The organism is Streptomyces sp. RLA012 (genome assembly GCF_056270325.1).
This window is the reverse complement of the sequence record NZ_JBWDPA010000002.1, coordinates 9,414,230-9,430,571: the sequence shown is the minus strand read 5'-3', so window position 1 is coordinate 9,430,571 and position 16,342 is coordinate 9,414,230. Positions and strand designations below refer to the sequence as shown.

Below are 16,342 nucleotides of genomic sequence, written 5' to 3'. Positions count from 1 at the left end.
GTGGGGCGCCCCTTTGGTGTTCAGTGCGTGTGCCCCGGCGTCTCCCCTTCGGTTCCGAGATCGGGTGGTGCGCAGTAGTCGACGCCTGATTCCGGGGAGACGAGGTCTCCGGACTCGACATCGGTGCAGTAGGCGTCGAAGACCTCGCCCGCGGTGAGGGGGGCGAGGCCTTCTCCTCGCAGCCGCCATCCGTAGACGCGGTCGGTCGCATCAGGAGCGGTGGTGCGCATGACGAGTCCTCCGGCACTGCCCGTGGCGATGCCGAGGGCGAGGACGGTGGTGAATTCGAGGGCTTCTGCCTCGTCGAGGCGGGTGGTGCCTTCGGCGTCGTCGTCGGCTCGCAGCACGGCGACGAGTGTTTCCGGCGTCGCCGAGACGCTGCACACAAGATGGCGCTCGCCGGGGCTCGCGGTGTCGAGGACGCGGGTGAGCAGGTGGGAGGCGTGGGCGAAGGACGCGCGGCCGATGTCCTCTCCGCAGGACGCGCAGTTGCCGATGCGGGCCAGGAGCGTGGTCGCGTACTCCCAGGTCGCTTTGCGGACGGCTTCGTCGACGAGGTCCGGGACGAGCTCCGCGAGGGGCTGTCCCTCGTACGGAACGGTGGGGCCCGTGGCTGCGAGTTCGGCGGTGAAGCGCGTACGGCTGGCGGCGGCGTCGGGTTCCAGGCCGCTGTGGGCGCAGAACTCCGCGTATTCCTCGGGATCGAAGAGTGCCACGGTCGTGTGGCTGCCCTGGGCCGCCAGGGTCCGGAGCAGGGATTCCACCTGTTGGAGATAGGTCATGTGGTCGTCGAAGGTGAACGTGCGGTAGCGCCGCATCACCGTGAAGTCGTGCTCGTCGGTCAGCAGACCGATGGTGCCGGCGATTTCGCGGCGCAGGACGCGCCGCATGGTCTGGTGCTCGGTGTGCGCCATGTTTCCCCCTGTGCGCAGTCGATCAGTGCTCACTCACAGTAACTGGCGGCACTGACAATGCCGTGCGGGCAAGGTGGTCGCGCACCAGTCGGTGCTGGAACAGGCTGGTCACGGCGATGGTGGCGCCGAAGGCGGTCCAGCCGAGGGGGCCTGTCGCGATGGCCGCGGTGACGGCGAGTGGCCCGATGCTGCGTTGGGCGGACTGGGCGAGTCCGTGGACGCCGAGATGGGCGCCCTGGGCCGTGTCGGGTGCGAGGGTGACGGAAAGTTCCCAGGAGACGGTGGCGTGGAGCATCTCCGCCACCGTGAAGGCCGCCGCGGAGGCGGTGAGGAACAAAGTCGCGGCGACGGCTCCGCCGGTGGCCGAGAGCGCCATGGTGACGCCTCCCAGGGCGAAGACGACCGAGAGGGGGAGCAGCAGGTTGCGTGCCGCCGTGGTCGTGGCGCCGAGGCGGGCGAGGGGAACCTGGAGGGCTACGACCATGACGTTGTTGAGGACCATCAGCAGCGGGGCGAGGCCGTGCGGTGCGTGGGCGGAGTGGGCGATCCACAGGGGCAGGCCGACCTTGAACACGGCGTCGTCGAGGAAGAGGACCGTCTCCGTGGCGACGTACGCGAGATAGGTGCGGTCACGCCAGGGGCCTGCCGGTCTCGACGTGGGTGCGGGGTCCTTCGATGTGGCGATCACGCGGTTCAGGGACGGCGGTTCGGCGCAGCGCACCGTGAGGAGTGCGGCGGCGGCGAAGGAGACGGCGTCTCCTGCCAGGAGCCACTGGTAGGCCGTGGTGGTGCCGATGGTGAGGGCCGCCGCGGCGGCGAGGCCGCCCAGTGCCCAGCCGGCGTTGGCGACCGTCCTGTTGGCGGCCTGGTAGCGGACGCGGTCCGGTCCGGAGACGCGGGTGGCGTACAGCTTGGTGAGGACGTTGGCCGCGCGGTCGCCGAGGCTGCCGACCGCGGAGAAGGCCAGCAGCAGGGCGTAGTTGTGGGTGGTGAGCAGTGCGAGGGTGGCCAGGGCGCGCAGGATCTGCAGGGCGATCAGGACGCGGGTGAGGGGCAGGCGGTCGGCGATACGGCCGCCGAGTGGTGCTCCGGCGATTCCGATGGCTCCCGAGATCGCGGCGAGGGTGCCGACCTGGGCCAGGGACAGCCCTGTGACGTAGGTGAAGTATAGGACGGAGACGGACGCCCACAGACCGCTGCCGATCCGGTCGACGAGGGCGATCCAGAGCATTCTTCGGCCGTCGGAGCCTCCTGGGATACGTATCGACCATGCGGCTGCGCGGCGGATGGGTCCCACCGTTCCCCCTTGCTTCCATTTATGTATTGATACATATTTGGCAACGTGGCAACACAATATGGGATCAGTGGTACGACGGCCAAGGGGATTGCCTCGTCCGTCGAACGGGGCGTGGCCGAAGGGGCATTGGGGCCGGGAGCGGCGCTGCCTCCGGTACGCAGGCTCGCCGACGAGCTCGGCGTGAGCCCTGGGACGGTCGCGACGGCGTACAAGGAACTGCGACGGCGCGGGATCGTCGTGACACGCGGGCGCGGCGGGACCGTGGTCGCGGCGGCGCCCGCGGTGGCGTCGCGGCGCCCCCCGAAAGTGCCGGACGGACTGCGCGACTTGGCGGGGGGCCACCCGGACTCGGAACTGCTGCCGCACGTGGTGCCGCCTTCACGGCTCTCCCCCGGCGCGCGGTCGCATCGCAGCGCGCCCCGTCTGGCACGGCTGGAGGAGGCGGTGCGCGACTGGCTGGGGCCGGACGAAGTTCCGGCGGACCATGTGACGTTCGCGCACGGCGCGCTGGATCTCATCGGGCGGCTGTTGTCGGTGGAGCTGCGCCCCGGGGACGCCGTCGCCATGGAGGACCCTGGTTACCACCATCTGCTGGATCTGGTCACGGCCCTGGGATTGCGTACGGTCCCGGTCGCCGTGGATGACGAAGGGATGCGCCCCGAGGCGCTACGAGATGCCTTGCGGGCAGGTGTACGAGCGGTGGTGTGCAGTCCGCGCGCGCAGAATCCGTACGGCGGATGCTTCTCGGCAGCGCGCCGGGACGCGCTGGTCGACGTGCTCCAGAAGGAGGCCGATGTCCTGGTCGTGGAGAACGACCACGCGTCCGCCGTCGCCGATGCGCCTCTTCATACGCTCACCGCGGGCGGCCTGGCGCGCTGGGTGCATGTGCGGACGGTGAGCAAGTTCCTGGGGACCGATCTGCGGTGGGCGGCGGCGGCCTGCGATCCGACGACTCTGGGCCGGCACGACGGCCGGATGCTGCTCACCTCCGGATGGGTCAGTCATCTGCTCCAGGAGACGGTGTTCGGGCTGCTGACCGACGACGGCACGCGCGCGTTGGTCGTACGTGCCCAGGACACGTACGCGCTGCGGCGGAACACGCTCCGCCGCGAGCTCGTGGAGCGGGGCATCGAGGCCCACGCCGTGAGCGGAATGAACGTCTGGGTACCGGTGCGGGACGAGTCGGCCGTCGTGAACGGGTTGCGGTCGTACGGATGGTGGGTCGCGGCGGGTGCGCGGTTCCGGCTCGCTTCCGGGCCCGGTGTCCGGATCTCGGTCGCGGAGCTCGGACCCGCCGACGCGGTACGCCTGGCCTCGGACTTCGCTGCCGTGCTCGGCGAGTCCGAGGCCACCTACGGGGGTTGATCAGCTGCGCTCGCGGGCCAGGTCTTCGTAGAAGCGCAGTAGCTCCACGTTGTCCACGGAGCCGACGTTGACCGCCTTCTCCAAAGGTGCCCCCTGGAGCAGGCGTTTGACGGGGACCTCGATGCGCTTGCCCGTGAGGGTGTGGGGTACACCCGGGACCTCGATGACCTCGTCGGGGACGTGACGCGGGGAGAGCTGTTCGCGGATGGTCTGCTTGATGCGGTTCAGAAGGGCCTCGTCGAGCGCGGCTCCGGGGGCGAGGTGGACGAAGAGGGGCATCCAGTAGCCGCCGTCGGGCTGTTCGATGCCGATGACGAGCGACTCCTTGATCTCGGGGAGGCGTTCGACGGCTTCGTAGATGTCGGCCGATCCCATGCGCACGCCCTGGCGGTTGAGCGTCGAGTCGGAGCGGCCGTGGATGACGACGGAACCCCGCGAGGTGACGGTGATCCAGTCGCCGTGCCGCCACACTCCGGGATACGTGTCGAAGTAGCTGTCGTGGTAGCGGCTGCCGTCGGGGTCGTTCCAGAAGTGGATGGGCATGGACGGCATCGGGTTGGTGACCACCAGCTCACCGACTTCGTCGGTGAGGGGCTTGCCGCTCGGGTCCCAGGACTGGAGGTCGGTGCCGAGGCCGGCCGCCTGGAGTTCGCCGACGTACACCGGGAGCGTGGGCACGGCGCCCGCGAAGCAGGAGCACACATCGGTGCCACCGCTGACGGAGGCGATCCACAGGTCGTCGCGGACCTCGTCGTGCAACCAGCGGAAGCCGTCGGGCGGCAGGGGTGAGCCGGTGGTCGCGACGCACTGGACGCGCGTGAGATCGAAGTCGCGGGAGGGGTGGACGCCCGCCTTGCGGCATGCCATGACGTACGCGGCGGACGTGCCGAAGAGGGTGGCTCCCGTGCGTTCGGCGATGCGCCACTGGGCGCCTGTGTCGGGATGGCCGGGGCTGCCGTCGTACAGGACGATCGTGGTGCCCGTGAGCAGGCCGGAAATGAGGAAGTTCCACATCATCCAGCCGGTGGACGTGTACCAGAAGAAGCGGTCCTCGGGGCCCAGGTCGCAGTGCAGGCCCAGCTGTTTGAGGTGCTCGACGAGAATGCCGCCCTGCGACTGGACGATGGCCTTGGGGAGGCCGGTCGTGCCGGAGGAGTAGAGCACCCACAAGGGGTGGTCGAAAGGCACCTGTTCGAAGACGGGCGGCACGTCCGCCGCGATCAGGGCCGACCAGTCCAGGGTGCCTTCGGGGGCCTCGGTGCCGAGCAGCGGGATGTGTACGACGGCGCGCAGGGTGGGCAGTTCGCGGCGCAGCTCGGCGACCACGTCGCGGCGGTCGTGCTCCTTGCCGCCGTAGCGGTAGCCGTCGACCGTGAAGAGCACGACGGGTTCGACCTGCTGGAAGCGGTCGAGGACGCTGCGTGCGCCGAAATCGGGGGCGCAGGACGTCCACACGGCTCCCACGGCGGCCGTGGCGAGCAGGGCGACCACGGCCTGCGGAACGTTCGGGAGATAGCCGCTGACGCGGTCTCCCGGACGTACGCCCAGGGCGCGCAGCTCGGCGGTCAGGGAGCCGACCTGGCGGCGCAGCTCGGACCAGCTCACCGGGGTCGGCTCGTGGGTCTCGTCGACATACAGGAGTGCTGGTTCGTCCGTGCGGGTCTCGGCCGCGCGCAGGGCGTGTTCGGCGTAGTTCAGTGTCGCCCCGGGAAACCATGCGGCGCCGGGCATCGAGCGGTCGCCGAGCACGCGCGCGTAGGGGGTCGAAAACCGTACGTCGAACCATTCGGTGACGGCTTTCCAGAAGGTGTCCAATTCGTCCACCGACCAGCGGTGCAGCGCCGCGTAGCCGCCGTAGGACGGTGCTCCGTGGTGCTCGGCCGCCCAGGCCTGGAACTTCGTGATCTGCGCCTGGGCGACGCGTTCCTCGGCGGGCTGCCAGAGCGGCGAGGGGTTCGCGGTGGACATGAAGCGGCTCCCGGACTGTGGGCGTCGGTCGCGCACGAGCTGGGGTGTGCGCGTCACGCGGCTGACACGGACGATGCCATGTGATCGACTTCCGCACCAGGGTGCGCCATAGATCGTCGCGGGGGTGAAGAAGTACCCCCGCCACGGGTGAACGGGAGTTGAACGACTCACTCATTTGGCGCAGGCAATGGCAGGGTGAGCAGCATGAACGGTCGTGACCTGGTGCGTTCGATGAAGACGGTCGGTTCGACGGGGGCGGCCCAGGGGTTGCGTACCGTGCGGGCCGCATGGCGAAGGAGGCGTGCCGACGCCGTCGGTCTGCCGCGGCGTGGTGCCGAGCGCGCGCGGGTACCGGGCCCCGTGCAGGGTGTCGAGCCGGGGCCGGGGGGCGGTCTCGTGCGGTTCGCCCGGTCCGAGCTGCGGATCACGGTCGCGGTGAGCGGAGCGGTGTTCTGGGGCTGGGACGGAGCGGGTCCGGAGCCGTCGTACGCGCTCGCGGGCCGTTGTCCGGAGCCGGACCCGCGGGCCGTCCTGGAGCCCGACAAGGACGGTGGCTGGCGGGTCGTGGCCGAACGGGTGACGGTCGTCGTCTCGCGGCACGGCTCGGTCGAGGTGCGTACGCCCGGGGGTGTGATGCTGCGCCGCGATCTCCCGCCCCGCTGGTGGGAGCCGGTCGAGGGAGGCGGCGCACGCTGGATGCAGCGCTCCGAAGTGGGCGCCGACGCACGGTTCTTCGGCCTGGGCGGGCGCGCGGCGGGCCCCAGGCTGCGCGACGGGACGTACCGGCTGTGGAACACGGATCCCGGGCACGCCTTCACACCGGGTGACGATCCGCTGTACATCACGATGCCCGTGCAGATGGTGGTCGCCGACGCGGGCACACACCTTGTGTTCCACGACACCTCGTGGGACGGCACGGTGGCCCTGCGCGGGGGCGAGGAGGGCGCGGGCTCGGGGCACGACCGGGCCGGGACGTGTGAGCTGCGGATGGACGGCGGCCCGCTGCGCTGCTGGGTGGTGGTGGGCACCCCCGCGCGCGTGCTGCACGCCTGGGCCTCGCTCACGGGGGCGCCCGCGCTGCCGCCCGCCTGGGCCCTGGGGCACCATCACGCGCGCTGGGGCTTCGGCAGCGAGCAGGAGGTGCGGCGGATCGTCGCGGGCTATCAGGAGCGCGGTCTGCCGCTCGACGCCGTCCATCTGGACATCGACCACTACGACGCCCACCAGGTGTTCACGGTCGACCGGGAGCACTTCCCGAAGCTGCCGGCGCTCGCCGAGGAGCTGCGCCGCGACGGTGTCCGGCTGGTGTCGATCGTGGACCCGGCGGTCAAGGCCGAGCCGGGCAACGCGGTGTACGACAGTGGCCTCGCCGAGGACGCCTTCGTGCAAGACGCTTCGGGACGGCTGGTACGGGGTGTCGTGTGGCCCGGGGAGTCGGTCTATCCGGACTTCACCAGCGCACGCGCGCGTGCGTGGTGGGGGCGTCTCTACGAGGAGCGGCTGGCGCAGGGGTTCGCGGGGTTCTGGCACGACATGAACGAGCCCACGTCGTTCACGGCGTTCGGGGAGTCGACGCTGCCGCGGTCGGCGCGGCACTCCCTTGAGGGACGCGGCGGTGATCATCGCGAGGCGCACAACGTGTACGCCCTGGGCATGGCCCGGGCGGCGTACGAAGGCCTGCGTGAACTGGCCCCCCAGGAGCGGCCGTTCCTCTTCTCGCGCTCCGGGTGGGCCGGGATGCAGCGCTACGGAGGGACCTGGTCCGGGGACGTGGCAACGGGCTGGCCCGGACTGCGGGCGTCGCTGTCGCTGGTGATGGGGCTCGGGCTGTGCGGGGTGCCGTATTCGGGTCCGGACGTGGGCGGTTTCGACGGAAGCCCCTCGCCCGAGCTGTATCTGCGGTGGTTCCAGCTGGGCGCGTATTTGCCGCTGTTCCGTACGCACGCGAGTCTGCGGGCCGGGCGCAGGGAGCCGTGGGAGTTCGGCGACGACGTCCTGGGGCACGCGCGCGTGGCGCTCCTTGAGCGGAAACGGCTGCTTCCGTACTTCATGACGCTGGCGCATCTCGCGCGCCGCACCGGTGCGCCGTATGTGCGGCCCGTGTGGTGGGGCGCGCCCGAGGACCGGGCGCTGCGCGACTGCGAGGACACCTTCATGCTCGGCGACTGTCTCCTTGTGGCGCCTGTGCTGGATCACGGGGCGGACCGGCGCGCGGTGCAACTGCCACGGGGGCGTTGGTACGACACGCTCACGGAGGAGGCGTACGAGGGGCCTGCCCAGGTGTTGATCGACGCCCCCTTGTCGCGGATTCCGGTGCTGGCCCGCGCGGGTGCGGTGCTGCCCGTCAGGGGCGACGACGGCGGTCTGGAGCTGGAGGTGTGGGCTCCGGCGCGCGGGCGGGTCGGGGGCGGGCTCGCCGTCGCGGACTCGGGTGACGGCTGGAACGAGCCGGAGGTCGAACGCTATGTGGCGCGCTGGGAGGGGCAGCGCGTGGTCGTACGACGGAACGGAGAGGGCGGCCCGAGCGAGCCTGCCTATCCGGTCCGGGTGCGAGGGCTCGGGGCGTCGTGACGAGGCTCTGAGGACGGCTACGGGCTCCCTCGGGCTCTCCTCAGACGTACCGTCCCCCGAACCAGGCCCGCACCGCCAGGGTGTGCAGCGGGAAGGCGAGTTCGGCCGGCCTGCGCAGCAGCTGCCAGCCCTCGGTCTCGTCCGTCGCGACGGACGGCGGCAGTTCGGCGGCCGGGCGCTCCGGGAGGAGCCCGAAGAGCAGCAGGTGGCCGGCGGGCGAGCTCATCGCGTCGGCGAGCCGCACCTCGCGGCTCGCCACGTCGATACCGGTCTCCTCCTTGAGTTCCCGGACGACGGCGTGCCGCCAGTCCTCCCGGTGGTCGATGAAACCTCCGGGCAGCGCGACGCCCCCGCGCGCGGGGGCGATGGTCCGGGTGATGACCACCAGGGCCGCGCCCCTGGCGTCGTACACGGGCTGCAGGGCCACCGCGACCGGCAGCGGATTGCGGTAGGCCACGGTGCCACAGACGGCGCAGGTGCGGGGCCAGCCGGAGATGCCCTCTCCGTAGAGGGCTCCGCAGCTCGAACAGTGCGAGTCCGGCGCGAAGTCGGCGGGTGGATGTGGGGTTGCGGACACGCCGCGGACTGTAGCCGATCACTCCGGGGGAGTCTTCAGGTGTGTCATCACGAACGTCTTCGTATGGGGCCCGCCCGTCTCATGTGAAGGCCCGCCCCGTCGTCACGGGGCGGGCCGGCCCGTGTCAGGGGGACGAAGTCAGTGACGCCCTGGACACCGGGAAGTCGAAGTAGGTGTCCGGATACGGCTCGGGCTTGTACGTGTAGTGCCACCACTCCTCGGCGAGGTTCACGAATCCGAGGTTTTCGAGGGTGCTCTTCAGGAGCAGCCGGTTGGCGAGCTGCACGCCCTGTACGCGCGGGTCCAGGGTGTGGGCGAGGGTGTCGAAGCAGTCGAAGCCGGTGCCCATGTCCACGGAGTTGTCGGGGAAGCGCTCGCCCTGGGGCGCGAAGCAGGGCACAAGGGGCTCTCCGGGGACGTACGGCCTGGTCGGCTTCGCCGGAAGCCTGACGATCGTGAGGTCCATCGTCGAGCCGCGGCTGTGTCCGGACTTCTCCGCGATGTAACCGTCCTCGAACAGACGGGTCTTGTCCACCTGCGGATAGAACTCGGGCTTCATCGTCTGGTCGTCGAGGTCCTCGGCCCAGCGGACGAAGTGGTCGACGGCGCGCTGCGGCCGGTAGCAGTCGTACACCTTGAGCGTGTAGCCCTCGTGCACCAGCGCTGTTTGAGCCTTGTGGAGCGCTTCGGCGGCGGGCCGGGTCAGGATGCAGATCGGCTGCTGGTAGCCGTCGATGCGCTCCCCCACGAAGTTGTGGGGCGTGAAGTAGCGCATCTCCTGGATGATCGTGGGGTCCACGGAGCTCAGGGCCACGAAGTCCTCGGGGGCCTTCGGCTCGGGCGTCGCGGTGGCGGTGGCCGAGGCGGCGGTCAGGGCCAGTAAGGCGGCGAGCGTGGTCACCAGGGCACGCGCGGCGGTGGAGAGTCGTGTCATGTCCTGGTGACTATCAGGTGCGCGGTCCGTCTGGGAAGGGATCACATACGGTCGGGCGCCATGGAGTGACGAAGGTCGACGATGTCCCTGAAGGGACGGGCGAGAACCTTACCCGTGGGGATCCAGGAGTGGCTGCCGCGGAGGTACGGCCGGAACCACCCCCGTGGGCCCCGGCCGTACCTCCCGATACTCCGACGCCCAGGAGGCCTGTGCGGTTCTCGCCATCGCGCTGCCTATTTTCCGATGCCCGTGGCACACTTCTGACGTTCCGTCAGATCCGGGTCATGGAGGGGTCTTGTCGCGTACACGCACACCTGTGGTCACCGGATGGTTCGCCGGGGAAGGAGGCGAATTCCATCTCCTCGGCACACGCTGCTCGGCGTGCGCCTCGGTCTTCTTCCCCCGCGAGGACGCCTTCTGCCGCAATCCGGGCTGCCGGGGCGGTGAACTCACCGAGGTCCCCCTGTCCCGGCGCGGCCGCGTCTGGTCGTACACGGACAGCAGATACCGGCCACCGTCACCGTATGTGACCGACCCGGAACTCTCCTGGGAGCCCTACGCGTTGATCGCGGTGGAGCTGGAATCCGAACGGATCGTCGTACTGGGCCAGACGGTTCCCGGGATCACCGTCACCGATCTGACGGTGGGCATGGAGGTGGAGGTCGTCCCCGGTGTGCTCAACGAGGACGAGGAGACGACCTGGACGACGTGGCACTGGCGGCCGACGGGGGTGCCGGCGTGAAGGGCATGGGACGCACGGGAGGGGTGACGTCATGAGCGGCGACGTGGCGGTGCTCGGTGCGGGCATGCACCCATGGGGCAAGTGGGGGCGCGGCTTCGTCGAGTACGGGATCGTGGCGGCGCGCGCGGCGCTGGCCGACGCGGGGGTCGACTGGAGGGATGTCGGATCCGTCGTCGGCGCCGACACCGTGCGCGGCGGCTATCCCGGGTATGTGGCGGGAGCGACGTTCGCGAAGGCCCTGGGCTGGCAGGGAGCCCGGGTCACGAGCGTGTACGCGGCGTGCGCGTCGGGGGCACAGGCCATCGGTACGGCGCGGGCGCAGATCCTCTCGGGCCTCGCGGACGTGGTGCTCGTGGTGGGCGCGGACGCGGCGCCCAAGGGGTTCTTCCGCCCGGCGGGCGGGGACCGGCCGGACGATCCCGACTGGTTGCGGTTCCGGGTCCTCGGGGCGACGAATCCGACGTACTTCGGGCTGTACGCGCGGCGGCGGATGGCCGTGCACGGGGACACCCCGGAGGACTTCGCACAGGTCAAGGTGAAAAACGCCGCCCTGGGGGCACTGAATCCGAACGCGCGCTACCGCAAGAGGGTCACCGCCGAGGAGGTGGCGGGCTCCGCTGTCGTCGCCGATCCGCTGCGACTGCTGGACATCTGCGCGACCTCCGACGGCGGCGCCGCCCTGGTGCTGTCGAGCATGGAGTTCGCGCGACGGCACGCAGCCGCGGACCCCGTACGGATCCGCGCGGTCTCCACGGTGACGCCGCGCTACCCCAACACCGTGCTCGATCTGCCCGACATCGCCACGGACTCCGCGGTCTCGGTGGAGCCCGCGGCCGACACCTTCCGGGCCTCGATCGCGCGGGCGGCGTACGAGGAGGCGGGCATCGGTCCCGAGGACCTCTCGCTCGCCGAGGTGTACGACCTCTCCACGGCGCTGGAGCTGCAGTGGTACGAGGACCTGGCGCTGTGCGGGGAGGGCGAGGCCGCGAAGCTGCTGAGGGAGGGCGCAACGGCACTCGGCGGGCGCATACCGGTGAACGTCAGCGGCGGACTGGCCTCCTTCGGAGAGGCGGTTCCGGCGCAGGCCATAGCCCAGGTGTGCGAGCTGACATGGCAGCTTCGGGGCACCGCGGGTGACCGGCAGGTCGCGGACGCGCGCGTGGGGATCACGGCGAACCAGGGACTGTTCGGTCACGGGTCGTCGGTCATCGCCGTCCACTGAGGCGGCAGCCGGTCGCGTGCAGTGGGTGAACAGCCGTCGCGCACCCCGGCGATCGCCCTCCGCGGACGCTCGCCCCGGAGGCGGTCCGTACTCGGTGTGACGAGCTCGGAATGGTGCGTGAACAGCTTATGAATCGCGCCCGGGCGTACGCGGGTGGCGCCAGTATGCTTCCGTGCCCTCCTGGACGGATACTGTCCGCTTCGCCTTCCAACCGGTCGTCAATCTGACGACCGGAGGGGTCGCGGCGCTGGAGATACTCGCCCGTCCGGAGTCCGGTGACATCCTCGCGCAGGCCCGCCGCGATCCCGAACTCGACGGCCGACTGGCGGCGTTGGCGATCCGCGCGGCGGTCCGCAGGGAGACGATGCTGCCGCTGCACGTGAATGTGTTCGCCGGAACGCTGGCCGATCTCGGCGGGCTCACCGCACTGCGCGAGGCGGTCCGCGCGGCCGGACGGCTGCCGTGGGAGGTGACCGTCGACATCGGTCCGCCGTACACCCATGTGCCGCAGCACGCACTGCTGGAGGCCGTGACCACCATACGGAGCGAGGGCTTTCGGATCTGTGCGGACGGGGTGGGCGACGGTGACATACCCCTGCGGTTGCTCACGGATCTGGCGCCCGAGTTGGTGAAGCTCGACGTGTCCCTGCTGGCCAGGCCCGCGGCGGTGCGGGCGATGCGAACGCTGTGCGAGCAGTTGGGCGCGCTGCTGTCCGTGGAGGGCGTGGAGACGGAACTGCAGTGTGCTGCGGCGGTGTCGGCGGGTGCGCAGTTGGCACAGGGCGAGTTGTTCGCACCACCCGCTCGGCGGCCCGTGGCGGACGTATACGTTCCGGCCCTCCCTCCCGGCGTCGCGGCGACGCCCCTTTCGGGGCCGTCGGTACGGCAGTTCGTGCGGCCCGCCGCGCTGCTGCCCGCGACCGCGTCCGCGGGTCAGGTACGCGCGCTGCTCACCGGATCCCCCGACGTGTCGGGGGTGCTGCTCGTGGACCCCTCCGGGATCCCGGTCCGGTCGATGCACCGGTCACGGTTCCTGCTGGCCATGTCGGGGCCGTACGGGCACGCCCTGTACGCCGACCGGCCGGCCGCCAAGCTGGGTGATCCGCCGCGTACGGTCGGCGTCGACGCCACGGCGTGGGAGGTTCTCGACGTGGTGGCGGACGGCGAGCGTGACCGTACGTCCGACGATGTGGCGGTCGTCGACCACTTCGGGCGGTGCGTGGGCGTCGTACGCCTGGCCGATCTCGTACGGGCGCTCTCCGACAGCCGGGTCGAGGAGGCGGCGGGTCTCAATCCGCTGACGCGGCTGCCCGGGTCGGACGCTATCACCGCGGAGGTGGACCGGCGGATCGCGGACGGCCGGATGTTCGCGCTCAGTTGGCTCGATGTCGACCACTTCAAGCAGGTCAACGACGGAGCGGGGTTCGCGGCGGGCGACGAACTGATCCGCGCGGTCGGGCGGACGCTGCAGCACGCGGCGTACGGGACGACCCGGGTGGGGCACATCGGCGGCGACGACTTCCTGGTCCTCGCGGACCCGGACGCCCTCGACCCGCTGGCGAGCTCGGTGCTCGACATACCGTGGTCGGCGGGCGGGCGGATCGTCACGCTGTCGCTGGCCACGGTCCTGTGCGCGCCGGGCAGCGTGACCGACCACCGACAGGCGGCCGCCTGTCTGGCGCCGCTCAAACAGGCCGCGAAGGCTCTGCACGGGGCGAGTTGGGTGTTGGGGCGGGCGGGGCTGCCCGGCCATGAGGTCCGGCGTGGTTCGGGGGCGCCGCGGGCGCAGGCGGGCTGAGCGGCGGCATTCAGCGAAGAGCAGCGAGGAGCGCGGGGCCTGAGCGCGGACGACACCGACGTTCGCCGTCGATCCGAACCGAGGCGACCACCGGGACGCCGCAGGCCCCCAGAGGGCCGCACAGGGCGCCTGCCGACGGCCCGGCCGACCAGCGGGACGGACAGGACTCCGCCCGAGACGCGCGATCCCCGACAACCGTGTGACGGGCGGGGCGCGAGGGGCGGCCGACTGAGACCCGCGGCCATACGGACCCGCACCGTGGCCCGCACCGTGCACCGATCTTGGCCTGTTCACGGCCCCCAAACCATTGCCGTCGCCGACCTTGACGCCCCCTGGGTGCCGGTGAACACTTCCCGGTGTCAGTCGGCATCGCCGCATTCGGGCGTCTTCAGGCACCGCGCCGCTCGGGTTTCCGACCTGTTCCAAGGGCTGTGCCCCACGGGCGATTCCGCTGCGACGGCACGCTCGTCACGGACGCCGGGCGGGGCTCGGGACCTCCCTGCCTTCGGCTGAAGTAGCCATGGGAAACGCACCCCGCACGGTGGCCCGGAGCGGTCCGCTCCGGGCGAGGCCTAGGAGCCGCCATGAGCAACGGCGACATTTTTGTCGGCGAGTTGATCGGCACTGCGATTCTGATTCTGTTCGGCGCGGGCGTCTGCGCCGCCGTAACCCTCAACAAGTCCAAGGCGCAGGGCGCCGGCTGGGTCGTCATCGCGTTCGGGTGGGGTTTCGGCGTGCTCGCCGGTGCCTACACCGCGGCGCCACTGTCCGGCGGTCAGATCAACCCTGCCGTGACGATCGGTTTCGCCATCGAAGGCTCGACGAAGTGGGAGGACGTGCCCTTCTACATCCTGGGCCAGTTCGCCGGCGCCATCGTCGGAGCCACGCTCTGCTGGCTGCTGTACCTCGGCCAGTTCAACCTCAACGCCGACGAGGAGAACGCCATTGAGACCCTGGGCATCTTCTCGACCCGGCCCGAGATCGACAATCCCGTGCAGAACCTGATCACCGAGGTCATCGCCACCGCCGGCCTCATGCTGCCCATTCTGGCCATGGTCGGCGGCCACAAACACGTGGCGGGGATCGGCGACGCGGGGCTGCCCGTCCAACTCATCGCGTTCCTCGTCGTCGGCATCGGTCTCTCGCTGGGCGGCCCCACCGGGTACGCCATCAATCCGGCCCGCGACCTGGGGCCGCGCCTCACCCACGCTTTGCTGCCGATTCCCAACAAGGGCACTTCGGAGTGGAGCTACTCCTGGATCCCGGTGGTCGGCCCGATCGCCGGCGCCGCCATCGGAGCCGCGATCTACAACGCGGCCTTCTGACGAGCACGCAGCCTTCTGACGCAGAGGACACAAGGGGACGTCATGACGGAGAACGCCGAGAAGTACGTCGCCGCAATCGACCAGGGCACCACCTCAAGCCGCTGCATCATCTTCGACCGGGGCGGCGCGATCGTCGCCGTCGACCAGCGTGAGCACCGCCAGATCTTCCCCAAGCCCGGCTGGGTGGAACACGACGCCACCGAGATCTGGTCCAAGGTGCAGGCGGTCGTCGCGGGCGCGATCGCCAAGGCCGGGCTGCGCGCCGGCCAGCTGAGCGCGCTCGGCATCACCAACCAGCGCGAGACGACGGTCCTGTGGGACCGCGCCACCGGCAAGCCCGTGCACAACGCGATCGTCTGGCAGGACACCCGGACCTCCGCGCTCTGCAACGAGCTGGGCGGCACGGACGGCCAGGACCGTTTCCGCGAGCAGACGGGGCTGCCGCTGGCCAGTTACTTCTCCGGCCCCAAGGCGGCCTGGCTGCTCGACAACGTGCCGGGCCTGCGCGCGCGTGCCGAGCGCGGCGAGATCGCCTTCGGCACCATCGACTCCTGGCTGATCTGGAACCTGACGGGCGGCACGGACGGCGGGCGGCACGTCACCGACGTCACCAACGCCGGGCGCACCATGCTGATGAATCTGGAAACCCTCCAGTGGGACCAGTCCATCCTCTCCGCGATGAACGTCCCCGAGGCGGTGCTGCCCGAGATCAAATCGTCGGCCGAGGTGTACGGCACCGCCGTGGGCCAGCTCGCGGGTGTCCCCGTCGCATCGGCCCTCGGCGACCAGCAGGCGGCCGTCTTCGGGCAGGCCTGCTACGACGTGGGCACGGCCAAGAACACCTACGGCACCGGCAGCTTCCTGCTGCTGAACACCGGCAACCGGCCCGTTCCGTCGAAGAACGGGCTGCTCACGACCATGGGCTACAAGATCGGCAGCGAGGCTCCCGTCTACTGCCTCGAAGGGTCGATCGCGATCACCGGCGCCCTGGTGCAGTGGTTCCGCGACCAACTCGGCATCATCCGCAGCGCCGACGAGATCGAAACACTGGCGGCGAGTGTCGACGACAACGGCGGCGCGTACATCGTGCCCGCGTTCTCGGGCCTGTTCGCCCCCTACTGGCGCTCGGACGCGCGCGGTGTCGTCACCGGGCTCACGCGATACGTCACGAAGGCGCACCTCGCCCGCGCGGTCCTGGAGGCGACGAGCTGGCAGACCCGTGAGGTCGTGGACGCCATGTTCCAGGACTCCGGGGTGCAGATCACCACCCTGAAGGTGGACGGCGGCATGACCAAGAACCATCTGCTGATGCAGCACCAGGCGGACGTTCTCGGGGTGCCGGTGATCCGTCCCCGGGTGTCCGAGACGACATGTCTGGGCGCGGCCTACGCGGCGGGGCTCGCGACCGGCGTGTGGAACGACCTCGACGAGCTGAAGTCGCACTGGCGGAAGGACGTCGAGTGGACGCCGTCCATGGAGGCCTCCGTACGCGACCGCGAGTACCACAACTGGCGCAAGGCGGTGGAGAAGAGCTTCGGCTGGCACGCGGACGACGTCAGCTGAGAGACGTCAGCTGAAAAAGGGCTCCACGCGCGCGTGGCTCATGTGATAGCTACGCGCGTGTGGCAC

General features: G+C 70.5%; 12 protein-coding genes. 7 read left to right on the top strand and 5 right to left on the bottom strand.

Features of this window, described 5'->3' with window-relative positions; translation table 11 throughout:
• Positions 1–20 precede the first annotated feature (20 nt).
• Entirely contained in the window at positions 21–914 is an 894-nt protein-coding gene (locus RV986_RS42890) for a hypothetical protein (protein ID WP_475922553.1), read from the bottom strand.
• A 22-nt stretch (positions 915–936) separates the two neighbouring features.
• Positions 937–2,145, bottom strand: coding sequence for an MFS transporter (locus RV986_RS42885; RefSeq protein ID WP_475922552.1), 1,209 nt, complete (start codon positions 2,143–2,145; stop codon positions 937–939).
• 111 nt (positions 2,146–2,256) lie between these two features.
• Between RV986_RS42885 and RV986_RS42880 the strand changes: the two genes are divergently transcribed.
• A complete protein-coding gene (locus tag RV986_RS42880; RefSeq protein WP_475922551.1) occupies positions 2,257–3,576 on the top strand; it encodes an aminotransferase class I/II-fold pyridoxal phosphate-dependent enzyme in 1,320 nt (439 codons plus the stop codon).
• Here RV986_RS42880 and RV986_RS42875 read toward each other — a convergent pair whose 3' ends face one another.
• A complete protein-coding gene (locus RV986_RS42875) occupies positions 3,577–5,544 on the bottom strand; it encodes an acetoacetate--CoA ligase (protein ID WP_475922550.1) in 1,968 nt (655 codons plus the stop codon).
• 204 nt (positions 5,545–5,748) lie between these two features.
• On the opposite strand from RV986_RS42875, the gene RV986_RS42870 reads away from it, so the two are divergent.
• On the top strand, positions 5,749–8,115 hold the full coding sequence (locus RV986_RS42870) for a glycoside hydrolase family 31 protein (RefSeq protein ID WP_475922549.1): 2,367 nt from the start codon (positions 5,749–5,751) through the stop codon (positions 8,113–8,115).
• A gap of 40 nt (positions 8,116–8,155) precedes the next feature.
• Here the strand turns inward: RV986_RS42870 and RV986_RS42865 are convergent, their stop codons facing one another.
• A complete protein-coding gene (locus tag RV986_RS42865) occupies positions 8,156–8,692 on the bottom strand; it encodes an NUDIX domain-containing protein (RefSeq protein ID WP_475922548.1) in 537 nt (178 codons plus the stop codon).
• A gap of 124 nt (positions 8,693–8,816) precedes the next feature.
• The gene (locus tag RV986_RS42860) at positions 8,817–9,626 is read right to left on the bottom strand and encodes a M15 family metallopeptidase (protein WP_475922547.1); all 810 of its coding nucleotides are present in this window, start codon (positions 9,624–9,626) and stop codon (positions 8,817–8,819) included.
• A gap of 316 nt (positions 9,627–9,942) precedes the next feature.
• Between RV986_RS42860 and RV986_RS42855 the strand changes: the two genes are divergently transcribed.
• The 5 genes from RV986_RS42855 to glpK all read left to right on the top strand — a co-directional run bounded on the left by RV986_RS42855 (position 9,943) and on the right by glpK (position 16,276).
• Positions 9,943–10,368 (top strand): Zn-ribbon domain-containing OB-fold protein, encoded by a 426-nt coding sequence (locus RV986_RS42855; RefSeq protein WP_475924642.1) that lies wholly within the window; start codon positions 9,943–9,945, stop codon positions 10,366–10,368.
• A 31-nt stretch (positions 10,369–10,399) separates the two neighbouring features.
• The gene (locus RV986_RS42850; RefSeq protein WP_475922546.1) at positions 10,400–11,590 is read left to right on the top strand and encodes a lipid-transfer protein; all 1,191 of its coding nucleotides are present in this window, start codon (positions 10,400–10,402) and stop codon (positions 11,588–11,590) included.
• A gap of 172 nt (positions 11,591–11,762) precedes the next feature.
• Positions 11,763–13,388: an EAL domain-containing protein gene (locus RV986_RS42845; RefSeq protein ID WP_475922545.1), complete on the top strand. Its 1,626-nt coding sequence runs from the start codon at positions 11,763–11,765 to the stop codon at positions 13,386–13,388.
• A gap of 584 nt (positions 13,389–13,972) precedes the next feature.
• A complete protein-coding gene (locus tag RV986_RS42840; RefSeq protein WP_475922544.1) occupies positions 13,973–14,713 on the top strand; it encodes an MIP/aquaporin family protein in 741 nt (246 codons plus the stop codon).
• 42 nt (positions 14,714–14,755) lie between these two features.
• The gene (glpK, locus tag RV986_RS42835; RefSeq protein WP_475922543.1) at positions 14,756–16,276 is read left to right on the top strand and encodes a glycerol kinase GlpK; all 1,521 of its coding nucleotides are present in this window, start codon (positions 14,756–14,758) and stop codon (positions 16,274–16,276) included.
• Positions 16,277–16,342 lie beyond the last annotated feature (66 nt).